The sequence below is a fragment of the Sphingomonas sp. genome (genome assembly GCF_026460985.1).
In the GTDB taxonomy this organism is placed as follows: domain Bacteria; phylum Pseudomonadota; class Alphaproteobacteria; order Sphingomonadales; family Sphingomonadaceae; genus Sphingomonas.
The window spans coordinates 1-17,516 of record NZ_JAPKNM010000055.1; the positions used below are offsets into that span (position 1 = coordinate 1).

General features: G+C 68.1%; 20 protein-coding genes. 6 read left to right on the top strand and 14 right to left on the bottom strand.

From position 1 onward, the window contains the following. Positions 1 to 22: 22 nt before the first annotated feature. Both MT490_RS09015 and MT490_RS09020 read right to left on the bottom strand, forming a co-directional pair. Positions 23 to 1,900: an ATP-binding protein gene (locus MT490_RS09015; protein ID WP_297386210.1), complete on the bottom strand. Its 1,878-nt coding sequence runs from the start codon at positions 1,898 to 1,900 to the stop codon at positions 23 to 25. A 155-nt stretch (positions 1,901 to 2,055) separates the two neighbouring features. Beyond that, on the bottom strand, positions 2,056 to 2,295 hold the full coding sequence (locus MT490_RS09020; protein ID WP_297386213.1) for an LPXTG cell wall anchor domain-containing protein: 240 nt from the start codon (positions 2,293 to 2,295) through the stop codon (positions 2,056 to 2,058). 96 nt (positions 2,296 to 2,391) lie between these two features. On the opposite strand from MT490_RS09020, the gene MT490_RS09025 reads away from it, so the two are divergent. Next, positions 2,392 to 3,315 carry a MauE/DoxX family redox-associated membrane protein gene (locus tag MT490_RS09025; RefSeq protein ID WP_297386216.1) on the top strand — a complete coding sequence of 308 codons (924 nt, stop codon included), beginning with the start codon at positions 2,392 to 2,394 and terminating at the stop codon, positions 3,313 to 3,315. A 27-nt stretch (positions 3,316 to 3,342) separates the two neighbouring features. Here the strand turns inward: MT490_RS09025 and MT490_RS09030 are convergent, their stop codons facing one another. Genes MT490_RS09030 through MT490_RS09050 form a run of 5 tightly spaced genes read right to left on the bottom strand, consistent with a single transcriptional unit; the run spans position 3,343 to position 5,894 of the window. Continuing rightward, on the bottom strand, positions 3,343 to 3,936 hold the full coding sequence (locus MT490_RS09030) for a hypothetical protein (RefSeq protein ID WP_297386218.1): 594 nt from the start codon (positions 3,934 to 3,936) through the stop codon (positions 3,343 to 3,345). Beyond that, positions 3,929 to 4,420 carry an ATPase gene (locus MT490_RS09035; protein WP_297386221.1) on the bottom strand — a complete coding sequence of 164 codons (492 nt, stop codon included), beginning with the start codon at positions 4,418 to 4,420 and terminating at the stop codon, positions 3,929 to 3,931. Before MT490_RS09035 ends, MT490_RS09030 begins: the two co-directional genes overlap by 8 nt. 54 nt (positions 4,421 to 4,474) lie before the next feature. Further along, complete coding sequence (locus tag MT490_RS09040; protein WP_135987444.1) at positions 4,475 to 4,702, bottom strand: F0F1 ATP synthase subunit C; 228 nt, start codon at positions 4,700 to 4,702, stop codon at positions 4,475 to 4,477. 52 nt (positions 4,703 to 4,754) lie between these two features. Next, positions 4,755 to 5,537 carry a F0F1 ATP synthase subunit A gene (locus MT490_RS09045; protein ID WP_297386227.1) on the bottom strand — a complete coding sequence of 261 codons (783 nt, stop codon included), beginning with the start codon at positions 5,535 to 5,537 and terminating at the stop codon, positions 4,755 to 4,757. A gap of 39 nt (positions 5,538 to 5,576) precedes the next feature. Continuing rightward, positions 5,577 to 5,894: an AtpZ/AtpI family protein gene (locus tag MT490_RS09050; protein ID WP_297386230.1), complete on the bottom strand. Its 318-nt coding sequence runs from the start codon at positions 5,892 to 5,894 to the stop codon at positions 5,577 to 5,579. A gap of 501 nt (positions 5,895 to 6,395) precedes the next feature. Here MT490_RS09050 and radC point away from each other — a divergent pair. Continuing rightward, positions 6,396 to 7,079: a DNA repair protein RadC gene (radC, locus tag MT490_RS09055; RefSeq protein WP_297386233.1), complete on the top strand. Its 684-nt coding sequence runs from the start codon at positions 6,396 to 6,398 to the stop codon at positions 7,077 to 7,079. A 201-nt stretch (positions 7,080 to 7,280) separates the two neighbouring features. On the opposite strand, the gene MT490_RS09060 is transcribed toward radC, so the two are convergent. After that, positions 7,281 to 7,841: a calcium-binding protein gene (locus MT490_RS09060; protein WP_297386236.1), complete on the bottom strand. Its 561-nt coding sequence runs from the start codon at positions 7,839 to 7,841 to the stop codon at positions 7,281 to 7,283. Positions 7,842 to 8,078: 237 nt separating this feature from the next. On the opposite strand from MT490_RS09060, the gene purB reads away from it, so the two are divergent. Next, positions 8,079 to 9,389: an adenylosuccinate lyase gene (gene purB, locus MT490_RS09065; RefSeq protein ID WP_297386240.1), complete on the top strand. Its 1,311-nt coding sequence runs from the start codon at positions 8,079 to 8,081 to the stop codon at positions 9,387 to 9,389. Positions 9,390 to 9,421: 32 nt separating this feature from the next. On the opposite strand, the gene MT490_RS09070 is transcribed toward purB, so the two are convergent. Together MT490_RS09070 and MT490_RS09075 are read right to left on the bottom strand one after the other, a co-directional pair. Next, entirely contained in the window at positions 9,422 to 10,225 is an 804-nt protein-coding gene (locus MT490_RS09070) for a hypothetical protein (RefSeq protein ID WP_297386242.1), read from the bottom strand. Beyond that, positions 10,215 to 10,523, bottom strand: coding sequence for a hypothetical protein (locus MT490_RS09075; RefSeq protein WP_297386244.1), 309 nt, complete (start codon positions 10,521 to 10,523; stop codon positions 10,215 to 10,217). Before MT490_RS09075 ends, MT490_RS09070 begins: the two co-directional genes overlap by 11 nt. Before the next feature lie 266 nt (positions 10,524 to 10,789). On the opposite strand from MT490_RS09075, the gene MT490_RS09080 reads away from it, so the two are divergent. Then, positions 10,790 to 11,641, top strand: a complete 852-nt coding sequence (locus tag MT490_RS09080) for a hypothetical protein (protein WP_297386247.1) — start codon at positions 10,790 to 10,792, stop codon at positions 11,639 to 11,641. On the opposite strand, the gene MT490_RS09085 is transcribed toward MT490_RS09080, so the two are convergent. After that, positions 11,642 to 12,424, bottom strand: coding sequence for a helix-turn-helix transcriptional regulator (locus MT490_RS09085; RefSeq protein WP_297386250.1), 783 nt, complete (start codon positions 12,422 to 12,424; stop codon positions 11,642 to 11,644). It lies immediately after the preceding gene. Between the two features lie 123 nt (positions 12,425 to 12,547). Here MT490_RS09085 and MT490_RS09090 point away from each other — a divergent pair, with 123 nt between their 5' ends. Continuing rightward, positions 12,548 to 12,931, top strand: a complete 384-nt coding sequence (locus MT490_RS09090; RefSeq protein ID WP_297386254.1) for a hypothetical protein — start codon at positions 12,548 to 12,550, stop codon at positions 12,929 to 12,931. A 43-nt stretch (positions 12,932 to 12,974) separates the two neighbouring features. Here the strand turns inward: MT490_RS09090 and MT490_RS09095 are convergent, their stop codons facing one another. The 3 genes from MT490_RS09095 to dnaK all read right to left on the bottom strand — a co-directional run bounded on the left by MT490_RS09095 (position 12,975) and on the right by dnaK (position 17,093). Then, the gene (locus tag MT490_RS09095; RefSeq protein ID WP_297386257.1) at positions 12,975 to 13,868 is read right to left on the bottom strand and encodes a tail fiber protein; all 894 of its coding nucleotides are present in this window, start codon (positions 13,866 to 13,868) and stop codon (positions 12,975 to 12,977) included. 123 nt (positions 13,869 to 13,991) lie between these two features. Further along, complete coding sequence (gene dnaJ / locus MT490_RS09100; protein WP_297386260.1) at positions 13,992 to 15,113, bottom strand: molecular chaperone DnaJ; 1,122 nt, start codon at positions 15,111 to 15,113, stop codon at positions 13,992 to 13,994. Positions 15,114 to 15,179: 66 nt separating this feature from the next. Beyond that, positions 15,180 to 17,093, bottom strand: a complete 1,914-nt coding sequence (gene dnaK / locus MT490_RS09105; protein WP_297386263.1) for a molecular chaperone DnaK — start codon at positions 17,091 to 17,093, stop codon at positions 15,180 to 15,182. Positions 17,094 to 17,268: 175 nt separating this feature from the next. On the opposite strand from dnaK, the gene MT490_RS09110 reads away from it, so the two are divergent. Continuing rightward, the coding region (locus MT490_RS09110) for a copper chaperone PCu(A)C (protein WP_297386266.1) at positions 17,269 to 17,516 on the top strand (248 nt) is incomplete at its 3' end.

The window sequence follows — 17,516 nt, forward strand, 5'->3', positions numbered from 1 at the left end:
TTGGGCTGAATCTCGATTGGACCTAGGCCGGCACGACCTTCTCGTCGAGCGCCTGCCGCACCCGCGCGGCAAGCTGCGCGACGGTGAAGGGCTTGGAGAGCAAGGCGACCCCGTCGGTCAGCATCCCGTCGCGGACGATCCCGTCGCTGGGATAGCCGCTCATGTAGAGCAGCCGGATCTCGGGCCGGAGCGCCTCGACCTGCGCGGCGAGTTGCGCGCCGTCCATCCCCGCCATCAGCACGTCGGTGAGCAGCAGGTCGATCCGCGGCTGCCCTTCGAGCAGCGCCAGCGCCGCTTCGCCGCCCGGGGCCTGCAGCACGATGTATCCGAGCTCGCGCAGCGCATCGACCGCGAGTTCGCGCACCTTGTCCTCATCGTCGACGACGAGGACGATCTCCCGATCGCGCGCGCGGGGCAGCCGGCTCTCCGGCCCGGTCGCCCAGCTTTCATTCTGCCCCGCCTTGCCGCCGTGCCGGGGTAGATAGAGGTGCACCACCGTCCCCCGGCCGATCTCGGACTCGATCGCGACGTGCCCGCCCGATTGCTTGACGAAGCCATAGACCTGGCTGAGCCCGAGCCCGGTGCCCTTGCCTTGGGCCTTGGTGGTGAAGAATGGCTCGAACGCGCGCTCGCGCACTTCGTCGGGCATTCCCGCGCCGCTGTCCTCCACCGTGATGCGGACATAGTCGCCGGGCGCCACGTCGGGATGCGCCGCGGCATAGGCCGGGTCGAGCTTCACATTGGTGGTGCGGACGGTGAGCCCGCCGCCGTCCGGCATCGCGTCGCGGGCGTTGAGGCACAGGTTGACGAGCGCGCTCTCGAGCTGCCCCACATCAGCGAAGATCGGCCAGAGCCCGATCGCCGGATCGACCCGGAAATCGACCTTGCCGCCGATCGTCCGCCGCAACAGCTCGGACAGGCGGCGGATCAGCTGGCTGGCGTCGAGCGCGGTCGGCGCGAGCGGCTGGCGCCGGCCGAAGGCGAGCAACTGCGAGGTAAGCTGCGCGGCGCGCTGCGCGCCGGACATCGCCGAATCGATATGGTTGCCCGCGCGCTTGGGATCCTGTTCGAGCCGGCGCCGGGCAAGGTCGAGCGATCCGATCACTATCGCCAGCATATTGTTGAAGTCGTGCGCGATCCCGCCCGTCAGCTGGCCGATCGACTCCATCTTCTGCATCTGGCGCAGCTGGGTCTCGGCCGCCTCGCGGCTGGCGGCTTCCTCGTGCAGCCGGGCATTGGCATTGAGCAATTGGTCGCGCGCGTGCGAGGTCTCGCGCGCGGTCGCGAGCGCGCGCCGGGTGAACCAGAATGCGACTCCGGTCACTGCGACCGCGCACAGCAGCAGCCAGACCGAAAGCAGCGCCGCCTGGCGGTCCGACGCGCGCCTCTGCAGGTCGAACCGCCGCGCCTCCTCGGCCTTCATCTCGGTCACGATCGCGCGGCACCGCTCGATGATCGGCCGGTCGAGCACCTGGCGGATCGATTCCCGGACCTCCTGGAGCCGCCCGGCCCTGGCCAGCGCGATGCGCCCGTCGGTGTGGGACAGCCGCTCCTGCCAGCAGCGCTCCAGCCGCGCCGCCCGCTCCGCTTGGCGCGGATCCTCCGAGACCTCGCGCCGGAGCGCGGCGAGTTCGCTCTCCAGGTCGCGTCGCGCGCCGGCATAGCGCTCCACGAACCGCTGGTCGCCGACGAGGAGATAGCCGCTCTCCCCCAGCAGGCTTTGCTGGGCACGGATGGTCAGGCTGCTCAGCCGCTCCTGCACTTGGAGCGAGTGCACCACCGATGCGTCGGCACGGCGTTCGGCGCGGAGCAGGAAGAAGGTGCCGGCGGTCGCGGCGCAGATGAGCGCCAGCCCGGAAAGAAGAGCGATGCGTCCTGCATCCGAGCGCTTGCCTATCATGCGCCTTGCTTCGCCCAACAAGCAAAGAAGGGCAAATGAATTCGCGGCCGCACCAAGCTATCGGAACAGGTCAGGCGAATTGCCGGCGGGATCGGTAAAGTTACGCGGCCGTCAACCCTAAGGCCTCATGACGATCGCGACGGGCCGGATCGGATTCACCGCGCCGCTTCGCGCTCGATCCGCTGCGCCTCTGCTTCGATCCGGTTCATCTCCGCGGCGACCCGCGCCTCCACATCCTCCGACGCACGGCGCTCGTCGGCGGCGCGGTTCCAGGCGAGGAAGACGAAGAGCAGGGCAAGCACCAGCGCGGCGGCGCCGCCGATCCCGAGCCATCGCACGGTGCGCTCTCCCGTTTCCCGCGGTGGGGCGGGGCTGCCGTTCTGCTTCAGTGTCATTGCGCCAGCCTAGCATGGCGGCAGCCGTCCGCCAGACCCGGGCTGGACATTTGCCCAGTCTGTGAAACAATCGCCCGAGCACTGGGGGAAAGCCGCATGTCGGAAGCCCGCGCCTATACGCTGTTCGGAAGGATCAGCATCCTTATGCTGGCGATCCAGTGGATCGTCTTCGGATCGATGCACTTCTCGCATCTTCCCCAGACGCTGGCCCAGCTTCCCGACTATTTCCCCGAGCCGATCAAGGTCCCGATCGTGATCGTCACCGGCGTCGCCGAAGTGGCGGTGGGGATCCTGGTCCTGATCCCGGAGACGCGGAAGATCGCGGCGATGGGCTCGCTGGTGCTGCTCGTCCTGCTCCTGCCGGCGATGTACCACATCCTCGAGAGCGGCGTGGTCCCCGATCCGGCCATCCCCGGCTGGCTGCGCACCTTGCTGGTCCCCAACAACATCTTTCTCGCGATCTGTTCGGTATATCTGTGGCGCAATCCGCATCTCGGCCTTGCCGATCCCGATGTCGCGTCCGCGCCCTCGCCCCCCTCGCCCGGTTGGTGGCGGTCCGGCGACATGGGCACGCCGCTGATCGCAGGGATGCTGCTGATGGCAAATTGCGCCGGCTTCCTCGCCGCGGGCTGGCCCAGCCGCGACACCGGCGCCTCGCTATTATGGTCGATGGCGAGCATCGCGGTGGGCGCGCTGATCGGCTTCCTCTTCGCCGTCCCGCGAATCAACCCCGAGGTCAAGGTTCGCAGCCGCCTGATCCCCAACGCCAATGTCGAGGCTGTGTCGGACTGGCTGACCAAGATCCTGGTGGGCGTCGGCCTCGTCAATTTCCAGTCGATCGGCCGCTTCATCGAGGGCCTCGCCGGCCAGTTCGCGAAAGACACCGGCCGGACCCATGCCTTTGCACTGGGCCTGATCGTCTACTTCTTCGCGATCGGCGTGATCCAGGGATATGTGCTGACGCGGATATTCCTCGCCGCACGCTTCCGCGCGGAGATGCAGGACGATCTGGTGGGATGAGAGCCGGGCGCGCGGCGCCCGACAAGCTCAGTTGAGCCGGCCCAGCCCCGCGATGGTCTTGTCGACCAGCGCCTTGTCGGCCTCGGCGCCGTGCTTGTCGGCGATGATCGTCGCGGCGGCGCGGGTCGCGGCCTCGGCGGCCTTGGTGCGCACCGCCTGGATCGCGGCGCGCTCGGCGGCGGCGATCTTGTCCTCGGCCATGCGCGCGCGGCGGGCGGTCAGCTCGGTGGCGTCGGCCTCGGCCTTGGCGAGGACGGCCTTGGCCTCCTCGTCGGCATGGGCGAGCATCGCCTGGGCCTGGGCCTCGGCGCCAGCGATCTTGCGGGCATACTCGTCGCGCAGCGCCTCGGCCTCGGCGCGCAGCTGCTTCGCCTCGTCGAGCCGGTTGCGGATCGCCGCGATCTGGTTGTCGAGCCCGCGCGTGACCAGCGCCGGCACCTTCTTCCAGATCAGGATCAGGATGAACGCGGTCATCGCGATCGACACCCAGACGGTCGCGTCGAGCCCGAAGATCGACGGATCGGCGTGATGTTCGACGGCCGGCCCGACGCCGCCCTCGGCCGTGGTCACGGCATGCTCGGCCGCTGCCGCCGAATTGCCCTGATGTGCTGCCTCAGCCATTGAGCACCGCCTTCACTGCCTTCTTGGCCTCCGCGGCCGTTACCTTGGCGCCCGAGAAGCGTGCGACGATGTCGCGCGCGGCCTCGGATGCCACTGCCTCGATCTCGGCGCCCGCCGCCGTGCTGGCTTCGGCGATCTGCGCCTCTGCCGCCGCGATGCGGGCATCGGTCTCGGCATGCGCCGCGGCGAGCCGCTTCTCGGCCGCTGCGGTACCCTGGGCGCGCGCCTCGGCGATGCGCTTCTGGGCCGCCTCGCGCGCGGCGTTCTCCTCAGCCCGCCACTTCTCCTCCGCCTCGTCGGCGGCGGCACGCGCGGCCTCGGCGGCGGCGAGGTCACCGGCGACCGACTTGTCGCGCGCATCGACCGTCGACAGCACCTTGGGCAGCATCAGCTTGCCCACGACGAAGAAGACGAAGCCGAACGTCACGAGCAGCCAGAAGAGCTGCGACGCGAAGGTTTCGGCGAGCTGGGAGATCTGAGGCATCTTGATCCTATCCAAGTGCAGGCCGGGGACGCGCCCCGGCCCGAACCGGAGATGTTAGGCGACGAAGATCAGGATCATCGCCACGACGAACGCGAGCAGACCGAGAAGCTCGGCGGCCGCGAAGCCGATGAAGAGGCGGCCCTGCTGGCCATCGGCCGCGCCCGGGTTGCGCAGCGCGCCCTCGAGGAACGAACCGAAGACGTTGCCCACACCGATGGCGGCCATGCCGGCGCCGATCGCCGCGAGACCTGCACCGACGAGCTTGGCTGCTGCTGGATCCATTTTCTAAACTCCTGCTTCGAACGTGTTGGTTGGTACGATTACGATTTTAAACTCAGTGCAGATGCTCGGCGTCGTTGATGTACAGCGACGTGAGCAGCGCAAAGACATAGGCCTGGATTCCGGCGACGAGGATCTCGAGCGCCGAGATGCCGACCATCAGCGCGAAGCTGGGGATGCCGACGCCGAGGCCCGGGATCAGGCCCGCATTGCCCGCATTGATCACGAAGCCCGCGAGCACCTTCAGCAGGATGTGCCCGGCGATCATCGCGACGAACAGTCGCAGGCCGAGGCTGAAGGGGCGCACCATGAACGAGACGAACTCGATCAGCGGGATCAGCCAGATCAGCCACAAAGGCGTGCCGTGCGGCACGAACAGCGAGAAGAAGTGCAGCCCGTGCTTCCAGAAGCCGACGATCAGCACGATCGAGAAGCTCATGATCGCCAGCACGCCGGTGACGGTGAAGTGGCTGGTGAAGGTGAACGGGTGGATGCCCACCAGGCCCAAGGGCAGCAGCCCGAGCACGTTGGCGAACAGGATGAACATGAACAGCGAGAAGACGTAAGGGAGGTACTTGCGCCCTTCCTTGCCGATGTTCGCCGCCAGCATCGAATCGATGAAGCCGGTGAAGTTCTCGACCAGCATCTGCCAGCGGCCGGGGACGACCGCGCGCTTCATCCCGCCGAGCATGAACACCCAGAGGACGAGCGCCGCGACGCACATCCACAGCGCCGAATTGGTGAAGGCGATCTGGTGGCCGGCAATGTTGAAGCCGTCCCAGATCGTCTGCACCTCGAACTGGTGCATCGGGTCGATCTTGCCTGATTCAGCCGCCACGCTTGTTGATCCGCTTCATTAGCCAAAGCGCCCGAAGAGCTACTTCGAGCGCTGGTTCGAAATCCTGATGATGTTCCTGAAAGCGCTCACGATTCCGAGGAACAGGAGCACGAGCAGGAGCCACGGGGAGGTTCCCAGCAGCCAATCGAGCGTACCGCCGATCACTGCTCCTCCGACCATTCCGCCGATCAGTTCGGCCAGCACGCGGTTCCCGAGGCGATAGCTTGCATCGCCCTTGGTATCCACGGCGCCGGTCCTGATCGCCTCTTCCGATTTGGCTCGCTTCAGTCGCTCGTCGAGCGAGCTAAGGCGGGCATCCTCGGGCAAGGGGTCCAGTCCGGGCTCGTTCTCGGCCAATTGCCTCTCCTGTAAGCCGTTTCCGGCAGGCCAGACGCATGTGCCGAGCGGCGAGCCCGCCAAGGCAGGGGCCGATTAGGATGGGGGGCGGGCTGAGTCAACACCGCCCGCTCCACGCGAGTCCTGCCCGCCTAGGCGGGCATGGAAATGGCTGGAGACGGGGATATGGTGAACCCGCGCCCGCCGACCGCAGCTTGCTGATTCATGCGGGCGTGGAGGGAGGTGAGAACAACGACCGAAACTACTGCACTCGTCATCATCGGCATCGTCATGCTGGTGATGGCATTCGCCACCCTGATGATTAAGATCATCGAGGTGGCCCGCTCCAAGTAGCGGCGGGCGGGGCTGAGCTGACACTCAGCCCCAAACGAAAACCCCGGCCGCTGACACAGCCGGGGCTCGAAGGGAGTGATCACAACGACCAAACACTGCATCGCCTATTTACGCGATACGTATAAAAATTCAACTTCAGGTTGATTGTTCCGCTACCGTGTGATTCCGATGCCAGCCGACACCCCCGACAACACCGGCCACCGCGCGCGCCTGCGCCAGCGGCTGTTCGAGGGCGGCCCGGACGCATTGCTCGATCACGAGCTCGTCGAATATCTCCTCGCACTCGCCATTCCGCGCCGCGACACCAAGCCGCTGGCCAAGGCGCTGCTCGCCGAGTTCGGCGGGATCGCCGCCCTGCTCACCGCCGATGCCGAGGCGCTCGCGCGCGTGCCCGGCATGGGCGAGACCAGCGCCGCGGCGTTGAAGGCCGCGCATGCCGCGGCACTGCGCCTGCTGCGCGATCAGGTCGCCGCGCGCCCGGTCCTCGCCAACTGGCAGGCGCTGCTCGACTATCTCCGCGCCGACATGGCGCACCACGCGATCGAGCGCGTCCGCGTGCTCCATCTCAACGCGCGCAACATGCTGATCCGCGACGAATTGATGAACGAAGGCTCGGTCGACGAGGCGCCGGTCTATGTCCGCGAAGTCATCCGCCGCGCGATCGACCTCGGCTCGGCCGCGATCATCCTCGTCCACAACCACCCCTCGGGCGATCCCTCGCCCAGCCGCGCCGATATCGAGATCACCCGCCAGGTCGCCGAGGCGGGCAAGCGCCTCGGCATCGCGGTGCACGATCACATCATCCTCGGCGCCGAGGGCCACACCAGCCTGCGCGCCCAGGGACTGATCTGACCTTTTAGCCCCTCCCCTTCAGGGGAGGGGTTGGGGTGGGGCAGTGCCTCAGGCCACAGGCTCGGCGAGACGGACAGGCCCCACCCCCAACCCCTCCCCTGAAGGGGAGGGGCTTGATGCCAGCCCGACGCCAAACGGCCGCCGGAGCCAGGTCCGGCGGCCGTTCGGGAGTGCGCCATGCGTGAGGGCGCGAGGGAGCTCTCAGGGCTTGGGCGTCAGGAAAGTCGCCAGCTCGACCTGGCTGACCGACTTGCTCCTGTCGACGTCCGCGGAGGCGAAGGCCTGGCCGAGCCAGACGTTCGCGTCGGCCGAGCCGGGCACGAACCCCGGCTCCGCGGCCTTGCGCAGGCTGCTCATCCACGTGCCGAACTCCGCGTCGTTCAACGCGCCGTTGGCGTCCTTGTCATAGGTGCCGAAGTCGCGGCCCACCGCCTGCGCGACTTGCGCCCCATTGGCGGCGGGCTGCGCGACCGCGGTGCCGGCGCCAGAGGTCCCGCCCGGCGCAGCGTCGGGCTGCAGGGGCGTGCCGGGTTGCGCGGGCTGGCCGGGCGTGGCCGGCTGGGTCGGCGTCGGCTGCGCCGCCTCGGTCGCCGGAGCTGGGGTCGCGGCGGGCGCCTCCTCGACCGTGCCGGCGCCCTGCGTGCCCGGCGCCGCGTCATCGGCGGTCGCCGGCGCCTGATTGGCGGGCGGAGTTTGCTGCTGCGTCTGCGTAGTTTCCTTGGGCGGCTTTTCCTGCGCCAAGGCGGGTGCAGCAACAAGCATAGACGTGGTTAGAAGAATTGCCCTAAACATCTCATGGATCTCCTATCGGTTGCTCCACCTCATCTGCGCTGGCGGAACATGAAATCTGCCTCTATTCAGCGATAGGAACCTACGGACTGAACCTATTGTTCCGAATCTCAGTCGTTGCAGGCACGGCTCACCCCTGCTAGGTGGCGCCTCGTCGCAATTCGTTTGCCGTGTTGCGTTCGCGCAACGCCCGTCCACGGAGAGTAAAGCATGGTCCCCCGTTATTCGCGGCCCGAAATGACCGCGATCTGGTCTCCCGAAGCGCGTTTCCGCATCTGGTTCGAGATCGAGGCGCACGCCACCGAGGCGCTCGCCGAGCTCGGCGTCGTGCCCAGGGCCGCGGCCAAGGCCCTGTGGGACTGGTGGGCGACCAACCCGGCGATCGACGTCGCCGCGATCGACGCGATCGAAGCGGTGACCAAGCACGACGTCATCGCCTTCCTCACCTGGGTGGCCGAGCAGGTCGGCGAGGAAGCGCGCTTCATGCACCAGGGCATGACCAGCTCGGACGTGCTCGACACCTGCCTCGCGGTCCAGCTCGCCCGCGCATCGGACATCCTGCTCGCCGATCTCGACCAGTTGCTCGCCATCCTTGAGCGCCGCGCCAGGGAGCATAAATACACCCCGACGATCGGCCGCAGCCACGGCATCCATGCCGAGCCGACCACCTTCGGGTTGAAGCTCGCCGAGGCGCATGCCGAGTTCAGGCGCAACCGCGCCCGCCTCGTCGCCGCGCGCGCGGACATCGCCACCTGCGCGATCTCGGGCGCGGTCGGCACCTTCGCCAATATCGATCCGCGCGTCGAGCAGCATGTCGCCGACAAGCTCGGCCTGGCGGTCGAGCCCGTCTCGACCCAGGTCATCCCGCGCGATCGCCACGCGATGTTCTTCGCGACGCTCGGCGTTATCGCCTCGTCGATCGAGCGGCTCGCCACCGAGGTCCGCCACCTCCAGCGCACCGAAGTGCTCGAGGCCGAGGAATATTTCTCGCCCGGCCAGAAGGGCAGCTCGGCGATGCCGCATAAGCGCAACCCGGTACTCACCGAGAACCTCACCGGCCTCGCGCGGATGATCCGCGGCTACGTCACCCCCGCGCTCGAGAATGTCGCCTTGTGGCACGAGCGCGACATCTCGCACTCCTCGGTCGAGCGCTATATCGGCCCCGACGCGACGATCACGCTCGATTTCGCGCTCGCCCGCCTCTCGGGCGTGATGGACAAGTTGCTCGTCTATCCCGAGCGGATGCAGAAGAATCTCGATCGCATGGGCGGCCTCGTCCACTCGCAGCGCGTGCTGCTCGCGCTCACCCAGGCCGGGGTCAGCCGCGAGGACAGCTACCGCCTCGTCCAGCGCAACGCGATGAAGGTGTGGGAATCGGACGGCCAGCTCTCGCTGCTCGAACTGCTCAAGGCCGATCCCGAGGTTACCGCCGCGCTCTCGGCGGAGGAGCTCGAGGACAAGTTCGACCTCGGCTACCACTTCCGTCAGGTCGACACGATCTTCGACCGCGTCTTCGCATAGGTCGACGCCCGGCCGTCATCGCGCCGGTTCGATCATCGCGCCGGTTCGATGGCCCCCGAATCGAACCATATTTCGAAGGTTCCGGGCCGGACCCCCGGCGTCTTGCCGTAGAGGCGGACCAGGTTCCGCGGCGTCAGCTGCGGCGCTGCGAGCTGCTTGTTGACCCAGTCGGTCACCGGCCCCAGCAGCGCGCAGGCATCGGGCTTCAGGCAGCGTATCGTGTTCTCCGGATCGCTCCGCGCGCGCTGCACGCCTGGCACCACCACCGTGATGCCCTGGATGTCGCGACCGGCCCAGGACCGCGCCAGCGCCTCTGCCGCCGGTCGCTGGCTTTCGTCGGAGATATGGACGAACAGGCGGATGGCGGGCGGCGGCGCAGCGGGCGCCGCAGCGATGCTCGCAGCTGCTGCCGAAGGCGTGGGTGTCGGCGAGGCCGCCGTCCCCGTCGCTGCCGGCGCGCCGGCCTTGGCATCCGCGGCTTCGGCGCGAACGCTGCTGCCCAGCGCATTGACCTCGCGATCCGCGACCTTGAGCAACCCTCTCAGTCTTCGCCACTGCTCGTCCGCGCGTTCCGGGGGATGCGCTTCACCGGCGACCTTTCGCGCATTGTCGAGCGTCGCGGACAGGTCTTCCACCTTCCGACCCTGCTCGTCGGCGCGCAGCTCGGCAATGCGGCGGAGACCCTCCGCCTCCCGGCGCTGCTCGTTGAGATAATAGGAAAGGATCACGAACCCGGCGACGATCGCGAGCAGCCCGATGATCAGATAGGGGCGAGTGCGCTGCGAGGCACGCTCCAGCCCCGCGATCAGCTCCAGCGCGTCCTTCTCAGGCAGCACGGTTGGGCAACCCCGCCAGACCGCGAATGATATCCTCGACCAGGTTGAACGCCCGGTTGAGGAACAGGACCACGCGCCCGCCGGCCACGGTGATCAGTCCGCCGGCACCGAAGAACAGCCCGAACTGGTCGGGTTTGACGGTTCCGGTGCTGAACATCAGCACGCCGGCATAGATCAGCAATCCAAAGGACACGATCGCGCAGGCCAAGTAGATCAGGCGCTCGGCCTGGAACATCCGCATCAGCCGCTCGAGCGCATCGAGCGTCTGGTTCAGCGTTTGGCGTTCGTCGTCGGTCATGCCCCCTCCCGCCGCGCGCGCAGGGCAGCGCCCCGCCGTCACGCGGAAATTCAGGTTGCGGCAGTGCGACCGCTCTCTAGTTACTGCCGGTATTGCGCGGCCAAAGTATCGCGAATCCGGACCATGCGCAATCAGACCGGAGTCCGGCACGAAGCCCCCCAGTCTCAGGCCACGCACCGGCCCGGCATGGCCCGTGCCGCGCCGGCCCAGCTTTTCACCGCCCCCGTTCGGGCGTATCCTGTGCCCCGGGGAACAGGGGACCGGACATGGCGATCGGGGCATCGGTAGGCAGGAACGGCATCAACGAGCTCGCCGACGTGCTGGTCGTCCAGCATCTGCTCAACGACTGGCTCGCCACGCTCCGCCAGCCGCTGGTGCCGACCAAGGGCATTTGCGGCCCGATGACCATCGAGACGATCGAGGCGTTCCAGGCGCGCGTGCTCGGCAACACCGCGCCCGACGGCCGCATCGATCCCGACGGCCGGACCTGGAACGCGCTCACTGCGCGCAACTTTACGCCGGCGCCGGCGCCGGCCTCCACCCCCTCGCCGGCGCCTGCCGGAACTTCGGGGCTCAGCGGCACGGCGTGGTGGCGCGCCAACCAGGCGCGCTTCCCGAACAGCGCGGCGGTCGCCGACCTCGTCCCGGCGTTCCGCGACAAGGTCGCCGCGTTCGTCACGGCGCTCAAGGACGCCGGCGCGAAGGTCGAGGTCTCGGCGACGCGCCGAAACCGCACCCGCGCGCAGCTGATGCATTTCTGCTGGCGCGTCGCCAAGGGCGACATCGCGCCCAGGGACGTGCCCGCCATCGCCGGCTGCGACATCCAATGGGATCATGGCGATCTCGCCAAATCGAAGCAGGGCGCGCAGGAGATGGTCGGTCTGTTCGGCATCGTCCACCGGCCCTCGCTCACGTCGCTCCATATCGAGGGGCGCGCGATCGACATGACGATCACTTGGACGGGCACGATCCAGGTCAAGGACAAGACCGGACGCCCGCGCGCCGTCGCGGCACCGCGCTCGGGCGACGCCAACCGGGACCTCCACGCGATCGGGGCGACCTATGGCGTGATCAAGCTCGTCTCCGATGCCCCGCACTGGAGCGACAACGGGCATTGATCACCGTCCGGCCAGGCGCTCCAGTGTCTCCTCGTCGGCAGGGAAGAAGGCCTCGATCGCCAGCTCGTCGAGCGTCACGTCGCGCGGCGTGCCGAACACGGTGGTCGTGCTGAAGAAGCGCAGCTCGCCCAGCGGCGTATCGAGCCTGAGCGGCACCGCCACTTCGCCGAAGCCGTCCAGATCGCCCGTCCCTTCCGCGGAAGGGTAAGCGCACAGCTCCTCGAGCAGCGCCGAGAGCGCCGCATCGCTGGTCAGCCAGGCCTGGCGCCGCAGCCGCTCGAGCAGATGCGCCCGCCATTCGCCGAGGTTGCGGATGCGCGGCGCGAGCCCTTGCGGGTGCAGGCTCAGCCGCAGCACGTTGACCGGCCCTTCGAGCAGGAAGGGCGCGACGCCCTCCAGCAGCGGCGCCACCGCGGCATTGGCGGCGACCATGTGCCAATGCCGGTCGATCGCGAGCGCGGGGAACGGCTCGTGCCCCTTGAGCACCAGTTCCACCGCGCGCCGCGCCGGGGCGAGCTGCGGATCGTCGAGCGGCCGCTCCGAATAGACCGGGGCAAAACCGGCGCCGAGCAGCATCGCGTTGCGCTCGCGCAAGGGGACTTCGAGATGCTCGGCGAGCAGCAGCACCATCTCGCGGCTCGGCTGTGCGCGCCCGGTCTCGATGAAGCTCAGATGCCGGGTCGATATCTCGGCCTCGAGCGCCAGGTCCATCTGGCTCAGCCGGCGCTGCTGGCGCCAATGCCTGATCTGCTCGCCCAGCGGGCGGACCTGCTGCCTGTCCATGCGCTTCTCCCTCGCCGGCCCTGCTACCGCCGGAGGCGCGCGCATTCCATTACCTGCCAGGTAATCGACCTGCGTCCCGCGATCGTCATGCTTGGGGGCACCGCAAGCAAGGGAGACACGATCATGACCCGCAATTCACTGCTCCGCCCGGTCCTGCTGTTCGACGCCGCCACCTGCCTCGCCATGGGCGCGTTGCTCGTCGTCGCGACCGGCCCGATCGCCGCGCTCACCGACCTGCCCGCGCCGCTGCTCGGCGAAGCCGGCATCGTCCTGTTCCCCTTCGCATTGTTCGTGCTCTGGGCGGCCCGGCGCGGCGGGGGCTGGCCGGTGCAGGCAGTGATCGCGGCCAACATCGCCTGGGTGGCGGCGAGCCTCGCGCTGATCGCGAGCCCGTGGAGCGGCAGCGCGCTGGGCATTGCCTTTGTCGGCGCGCAGGCGACCGCGGTGACGCTCCTCGCCGCGCTCCAATGGCGTGCACTCGGACGCGCGGTCTCGACGACTGCCTGAGGGCCAGCCAAGCTCCTCCCTTCAAGGGAGGGGTTTGTCCTCCTCACGCCTCGGGCGTCGGCATTTCCATCCTGACGTCCCCGGTCGCGCCGGGAGTCCCGCCGACGATCCTCCTGCCTGCCAGGTTGGGAAGCGCGAAGGCCGGGCCGCTGCCGCCATAGGCATAGCCGATGAGCGAGAAGAGCGGCTGGAACTGCGCCACTGGAAGCATCGCGCCGTCGCACGCCATCCATCCCTTGGGCAGCGCCGACCCGGCATAGGCCAGCACCTGGCCGAGGAAGGGATCGTCGGGGAAGGCGCCGCGGCCGTCCGACAAGGGGTAGATGCCGGAGCCGGCGCAGATCGCATAGTTGAGTCCCAGGCCCGGCACCGTCCCGGCGACCTTCTGGCCGAGCGCCACGCCCGCGCCCGTGCCCACCGCCGCGGCGCCATCGAGGTTGGGCAATGCGAAAGCCTTCTCGCCGTCGCCGCCGAAGGTCGTGCCGATCGCATCGAACAGCGCGGGATAGGCGCCGGGCGACACCAGCGCGCCGTCGGCCGCTAGCCATCCGCTCGGAATCAGGGTGCCGCCAAAAGCGACGACCGCGCCGACGAAGGGCGCCACCCCGTGGCTCGCCGTCGCGATCAGATAGGTCATCGTCAGGCTGCCGGGCCCGTCCATGCCCCGCTGCTGCCCGCCGACGACGCTGCGCCGTTCGAGGTCGGGCAACGCGAAGGTCACCCGGCCATCGCCGCCGAAAGCCGTGCCGAGGATCGGATAGAGCATCGAAAATCGCGAGATCGGCAGCAGCTGGCCCATGGCGGGCGGCGCACCGAAGATGTCTCGTCCCCCGGCATAACTCTGGATCATTCCGGCGGTGAAGGCGGCAGGCCAATCGCCGGGGCTGGGATAGAGACCGCTGATCGCGGCGAGCTGCGACATCGAAAGCGTCGACATGAAAATCCCCCCGGGCGTGGGTCGCCCTGGGGGGAGGCTAAGTCGAATCGGCATTCAAACTCAAGCATGCCCCCCATGCTTGCAGGGAGGGCGGGGTTGGGGTGCGCGCCTCTGGGCGCGCCGTCAGCCCAGAGCCGACTTGATCTTCGCGAAGAACCCGCTCGATTGCGGGCATTCGTCGCCCGTCTCGGTGGCGCGGAACGCCTCGAGCAGCTCGCGCTGCTTCGCGGTGAGCCGGGTCGGCGTCTCGACCTCGAGCCGCACCACCAGGTCGCCGCGACCGCGGCCCTGCAGCACGGGCATGCCCGCGCCGCGCTGGCGCATTTCGCGGCCCGATTGGGTGCCCGGCGCGATCTTGATCAGATGCTTCTCGCCGTCGAGCCCGGGCAAGGTGATCTCGCCGCCCAGCGCCGCGGTGGTGAAGCTGATCGGCGCGGTCGCGAACAAGGTCGTGCCCTGCCGCTCGAAGATCGGATGCTTGGCGACGTGGAGGAAGATGTAGAGGTCGCCCGAGGGCGCCCCGCGCGCGCCCGCCTCGCCTTCGCCCGAAAGCCGGATCCGCGTGCCTTCATCGACGCCCGGCGGCACGTTGATCTTGAGCGTCTTGGTCTTGTCGGTGCGCCCCTCGCCGCGGCAGTCGCGGCAGGGATCGCTGATCACCTCGCCCGCGCCGTGGCAGACCGGGCAGGTCCGCTCGACCATGAAGAAGCCCTGCTGCGCGCGCACCTTGCCGTGGCCGTTGCACTGCTTGCAGGCATGCGCCTGCGTCCCCGGCGTCGCGCCGGTGCCCGAGCAGCTGTCGCACACGCCCGAGACGTCGACGGTGATCTCGCTCGACCGCCCGTGCCAGGCGTCCTCGAGGCTGATCTCCATATCGTAGCGCAGGTCGGCGCCGCGCAGGTTCGGGCGCCCGCCGCGACCGCCCATGAACTCGCCGAACACGCTCTCGAAGATGTCGCTGAACGCGCCGAAATCCTGCGCGCCGTGCCCGCCGCCGCCGAACCCGCTCGCGCCGTTCTTGAACGCGGCATGGCCGAAGCGGTCGTACGCCGCGCGCTTCTGCGGATCCTTCAGGCAGTCATAGGCCTCGCTGACGGCCTTGAACTTGGCCTCATGGTCCTTGCAGCCGCCATTCTTGTCCGGATGGTATTTCATCGCGAGCTTGCGATACGCCGATTTCAGCGTCGCATCGTCCGCGCTGCGCTCGACTTCGAGCAACTCGTAATAATCGACTTCGGTGGTCATCTAACCTCGGCCCCCGCCCTAAACCGTCACCCCGGAGCCCCCGGGGTGACGGCAGGTACGCATCATTTACGCCTTGTTGTCGTCCACCTCGGAGAACTCCGCGTCGACGACTTCCTCGCCGCCCGCCTCGTTCCCCGCAGCCGCGCCAGCCTCCGAAGGCGATGCCTCGGCCTGCTGCTGCTTCTCGTAGATCGCCTGGCCCAGCTTCATCGCCACCTGGGCGAGGTTCTGCGCCTTGGCCTGCATCTCGTCGGCGTCGCCGCCTTCGATCGCGGTCTTGGTCTCGGCGATCGCCGCCTCGATCTCGCCCTTCAGGCTGCTATCCACCTTGTCGCCATTCTCGGCGAGCTGGCGTTCGGTGGTGTGGACCAGGCTCTCGGCGTTGTTCTTGGCCTCGGCCGCGGCGCGCCGCTTCTTGTCCTCCTCGGCGAACTGCTCGGCGTCGCGGACCATCGATTCGATGTCGGCGTCGCTGAGCCCACCCGAGGCCTGGATGCGGATCTGCTGCTCCTTGCCGGTGCCCTTGTCCTTGGCGGACACGTTGACGATGCCGTTGGCGTCGATGTCGAAGGTGACTTCGATCTGCGGCACGCCGCGCGGCGCCGGCGGGATGCCGACCAGGTCGAACTGGCCGAGCATCTTGTTGTCCGCCGCCATTTCGCGCTCGCCCTGGAAGACGCGGATCGTCACGGCCTGCTGGTTGTCGTCGGCAGTCGAATAGACCTGCGACTTCTTGGTCGGGATCGTCGTGTTGCGGTCGATCATGCGGGTGAACACGCCGCCCAGCGTCTCGATGCCGAGGCTCAGCGGAGTCACGTCGAGCAGCAGCACGTCCTTGACGTCGCCCTGGAGCACGCCCGCCTGGATCGCCGCGCCGATCGCCACGACCTCGTCGGGGTTCACGCCGGTGTGCGGCTCCTTGCCGAAGAACTGCTTCACGATCTCGCGGACCTTGGGCATGCGGGTCATGCCGCCGACCATCACGACCTCGTCGATCTGGTTGGCCTTGAGGCCCGCATCGGCCAGCGCCTTGCGGCACGGCTCGAGCGTGCGCTGGATCAGGTCGTCGACCAGGCGCTCGAGATCGGCGCGGCTGATCGACTTCACCAGGTGCTTCGGCCCGTTCGCGTCGGCGGTGATGAAGGGCAGGTTGACCTCGGTGGTCTGCGCCGAGGAGAGCTCGATCTTGGCCTTCTCGGCGGCTTCCTTGAGCCGCTGCAGCGCGAGCTTGTCCTTGGTGAGGTCGATGCCCTCGGCCTTGCGGAACTCGTCGGCGAGATACTGGACGATCTTCGAGTCGAAATCCTCGCCGCCCAGGAAGGTGTCGCCGTTGGTCGCCTTCACTTCGAACACGCCGTCGCCGATCTCGAGCACCGAGATGTCGAACGTGCCGCCGCCCAGGTCATAGACCGCGATCGTCTTGCCGTCGTTCTTCTCGAGGCCGTAGGCCAGCGCCGCCGCGGTCGGCTCGTTGATGATGCGCAGCACTTCGAGGCCCGCGATCTTGCCGGCGTCCTTGGTCGCCTGGCGCTGGGCGTCGTTGAAGTACGCCGGAACGGTGATGACGGCCTGCGTCACGGTCTCGCCGAGATACGATTCGGCGGTTTCCTTCATCTTCTGCAGCGTGAAGGCCGAGATCTGGCTCGGCGAATAATCCTCGCCGCCCGCCTTCACCCAGGCGTCGCCGTTCGGCCCGCGCACGATGGTGTAGGGAACCAGCTCGGTGTCCTTCTTGGTGATCGGATCGTCGAAGCGGCGGCCGATCAGGCGCTTCACCGCGAAGATCGTGTTGTCGCCGTTGGTCACCGCCTGGCGCTTCGCCGGCTGGCCGACCAGCCGCTCGCCGTCCTTGGCGAAGGCGACGATCGAAGGCGTGGTACGGGCGCCTTCCGCATTCTCGATGACCTTGGGCTTGCCGCCTTCCATTACGGCAACGCAGCTGTTGGTCGTGCCCAGATCGATACCGATTACTTTTGCCATGGTCCCTCGTGGCCCCCAGTGTTCAATTGATACGTGTACAAAATCAAAGCCTTGGTACCCATCGCCCCAGAATCAGGCGGCGTGGGCACCATGTCCGAAAGCGATATAGGTGCGCTTCCGCTTGCCGCAAGAAGGGTGGAATTCTAGGAGCTTTCCCGAAACGGGAGTTGGATCGATGCGCGCATTTCCGGGGATCGTTGCGGCGGCGTTGCTGCTCGCGGGATGCGGCAAGCCCGCCGAGCTCGGCGCGAGCAACGCCTGGGTGCGCCTCCCCGCGGTCGCCGGCCGCCCCGGCGCGGCCTATTTCACGCTGCACGGCGGCGACAAGGCCGACACCCTGCTCGCGGTCTCGACTCCCGCCGCCTTGCGCGCCGAGCTCCACGAGACGATGGACCATCAGGGCATGAAGTCGATGCAGCCCGC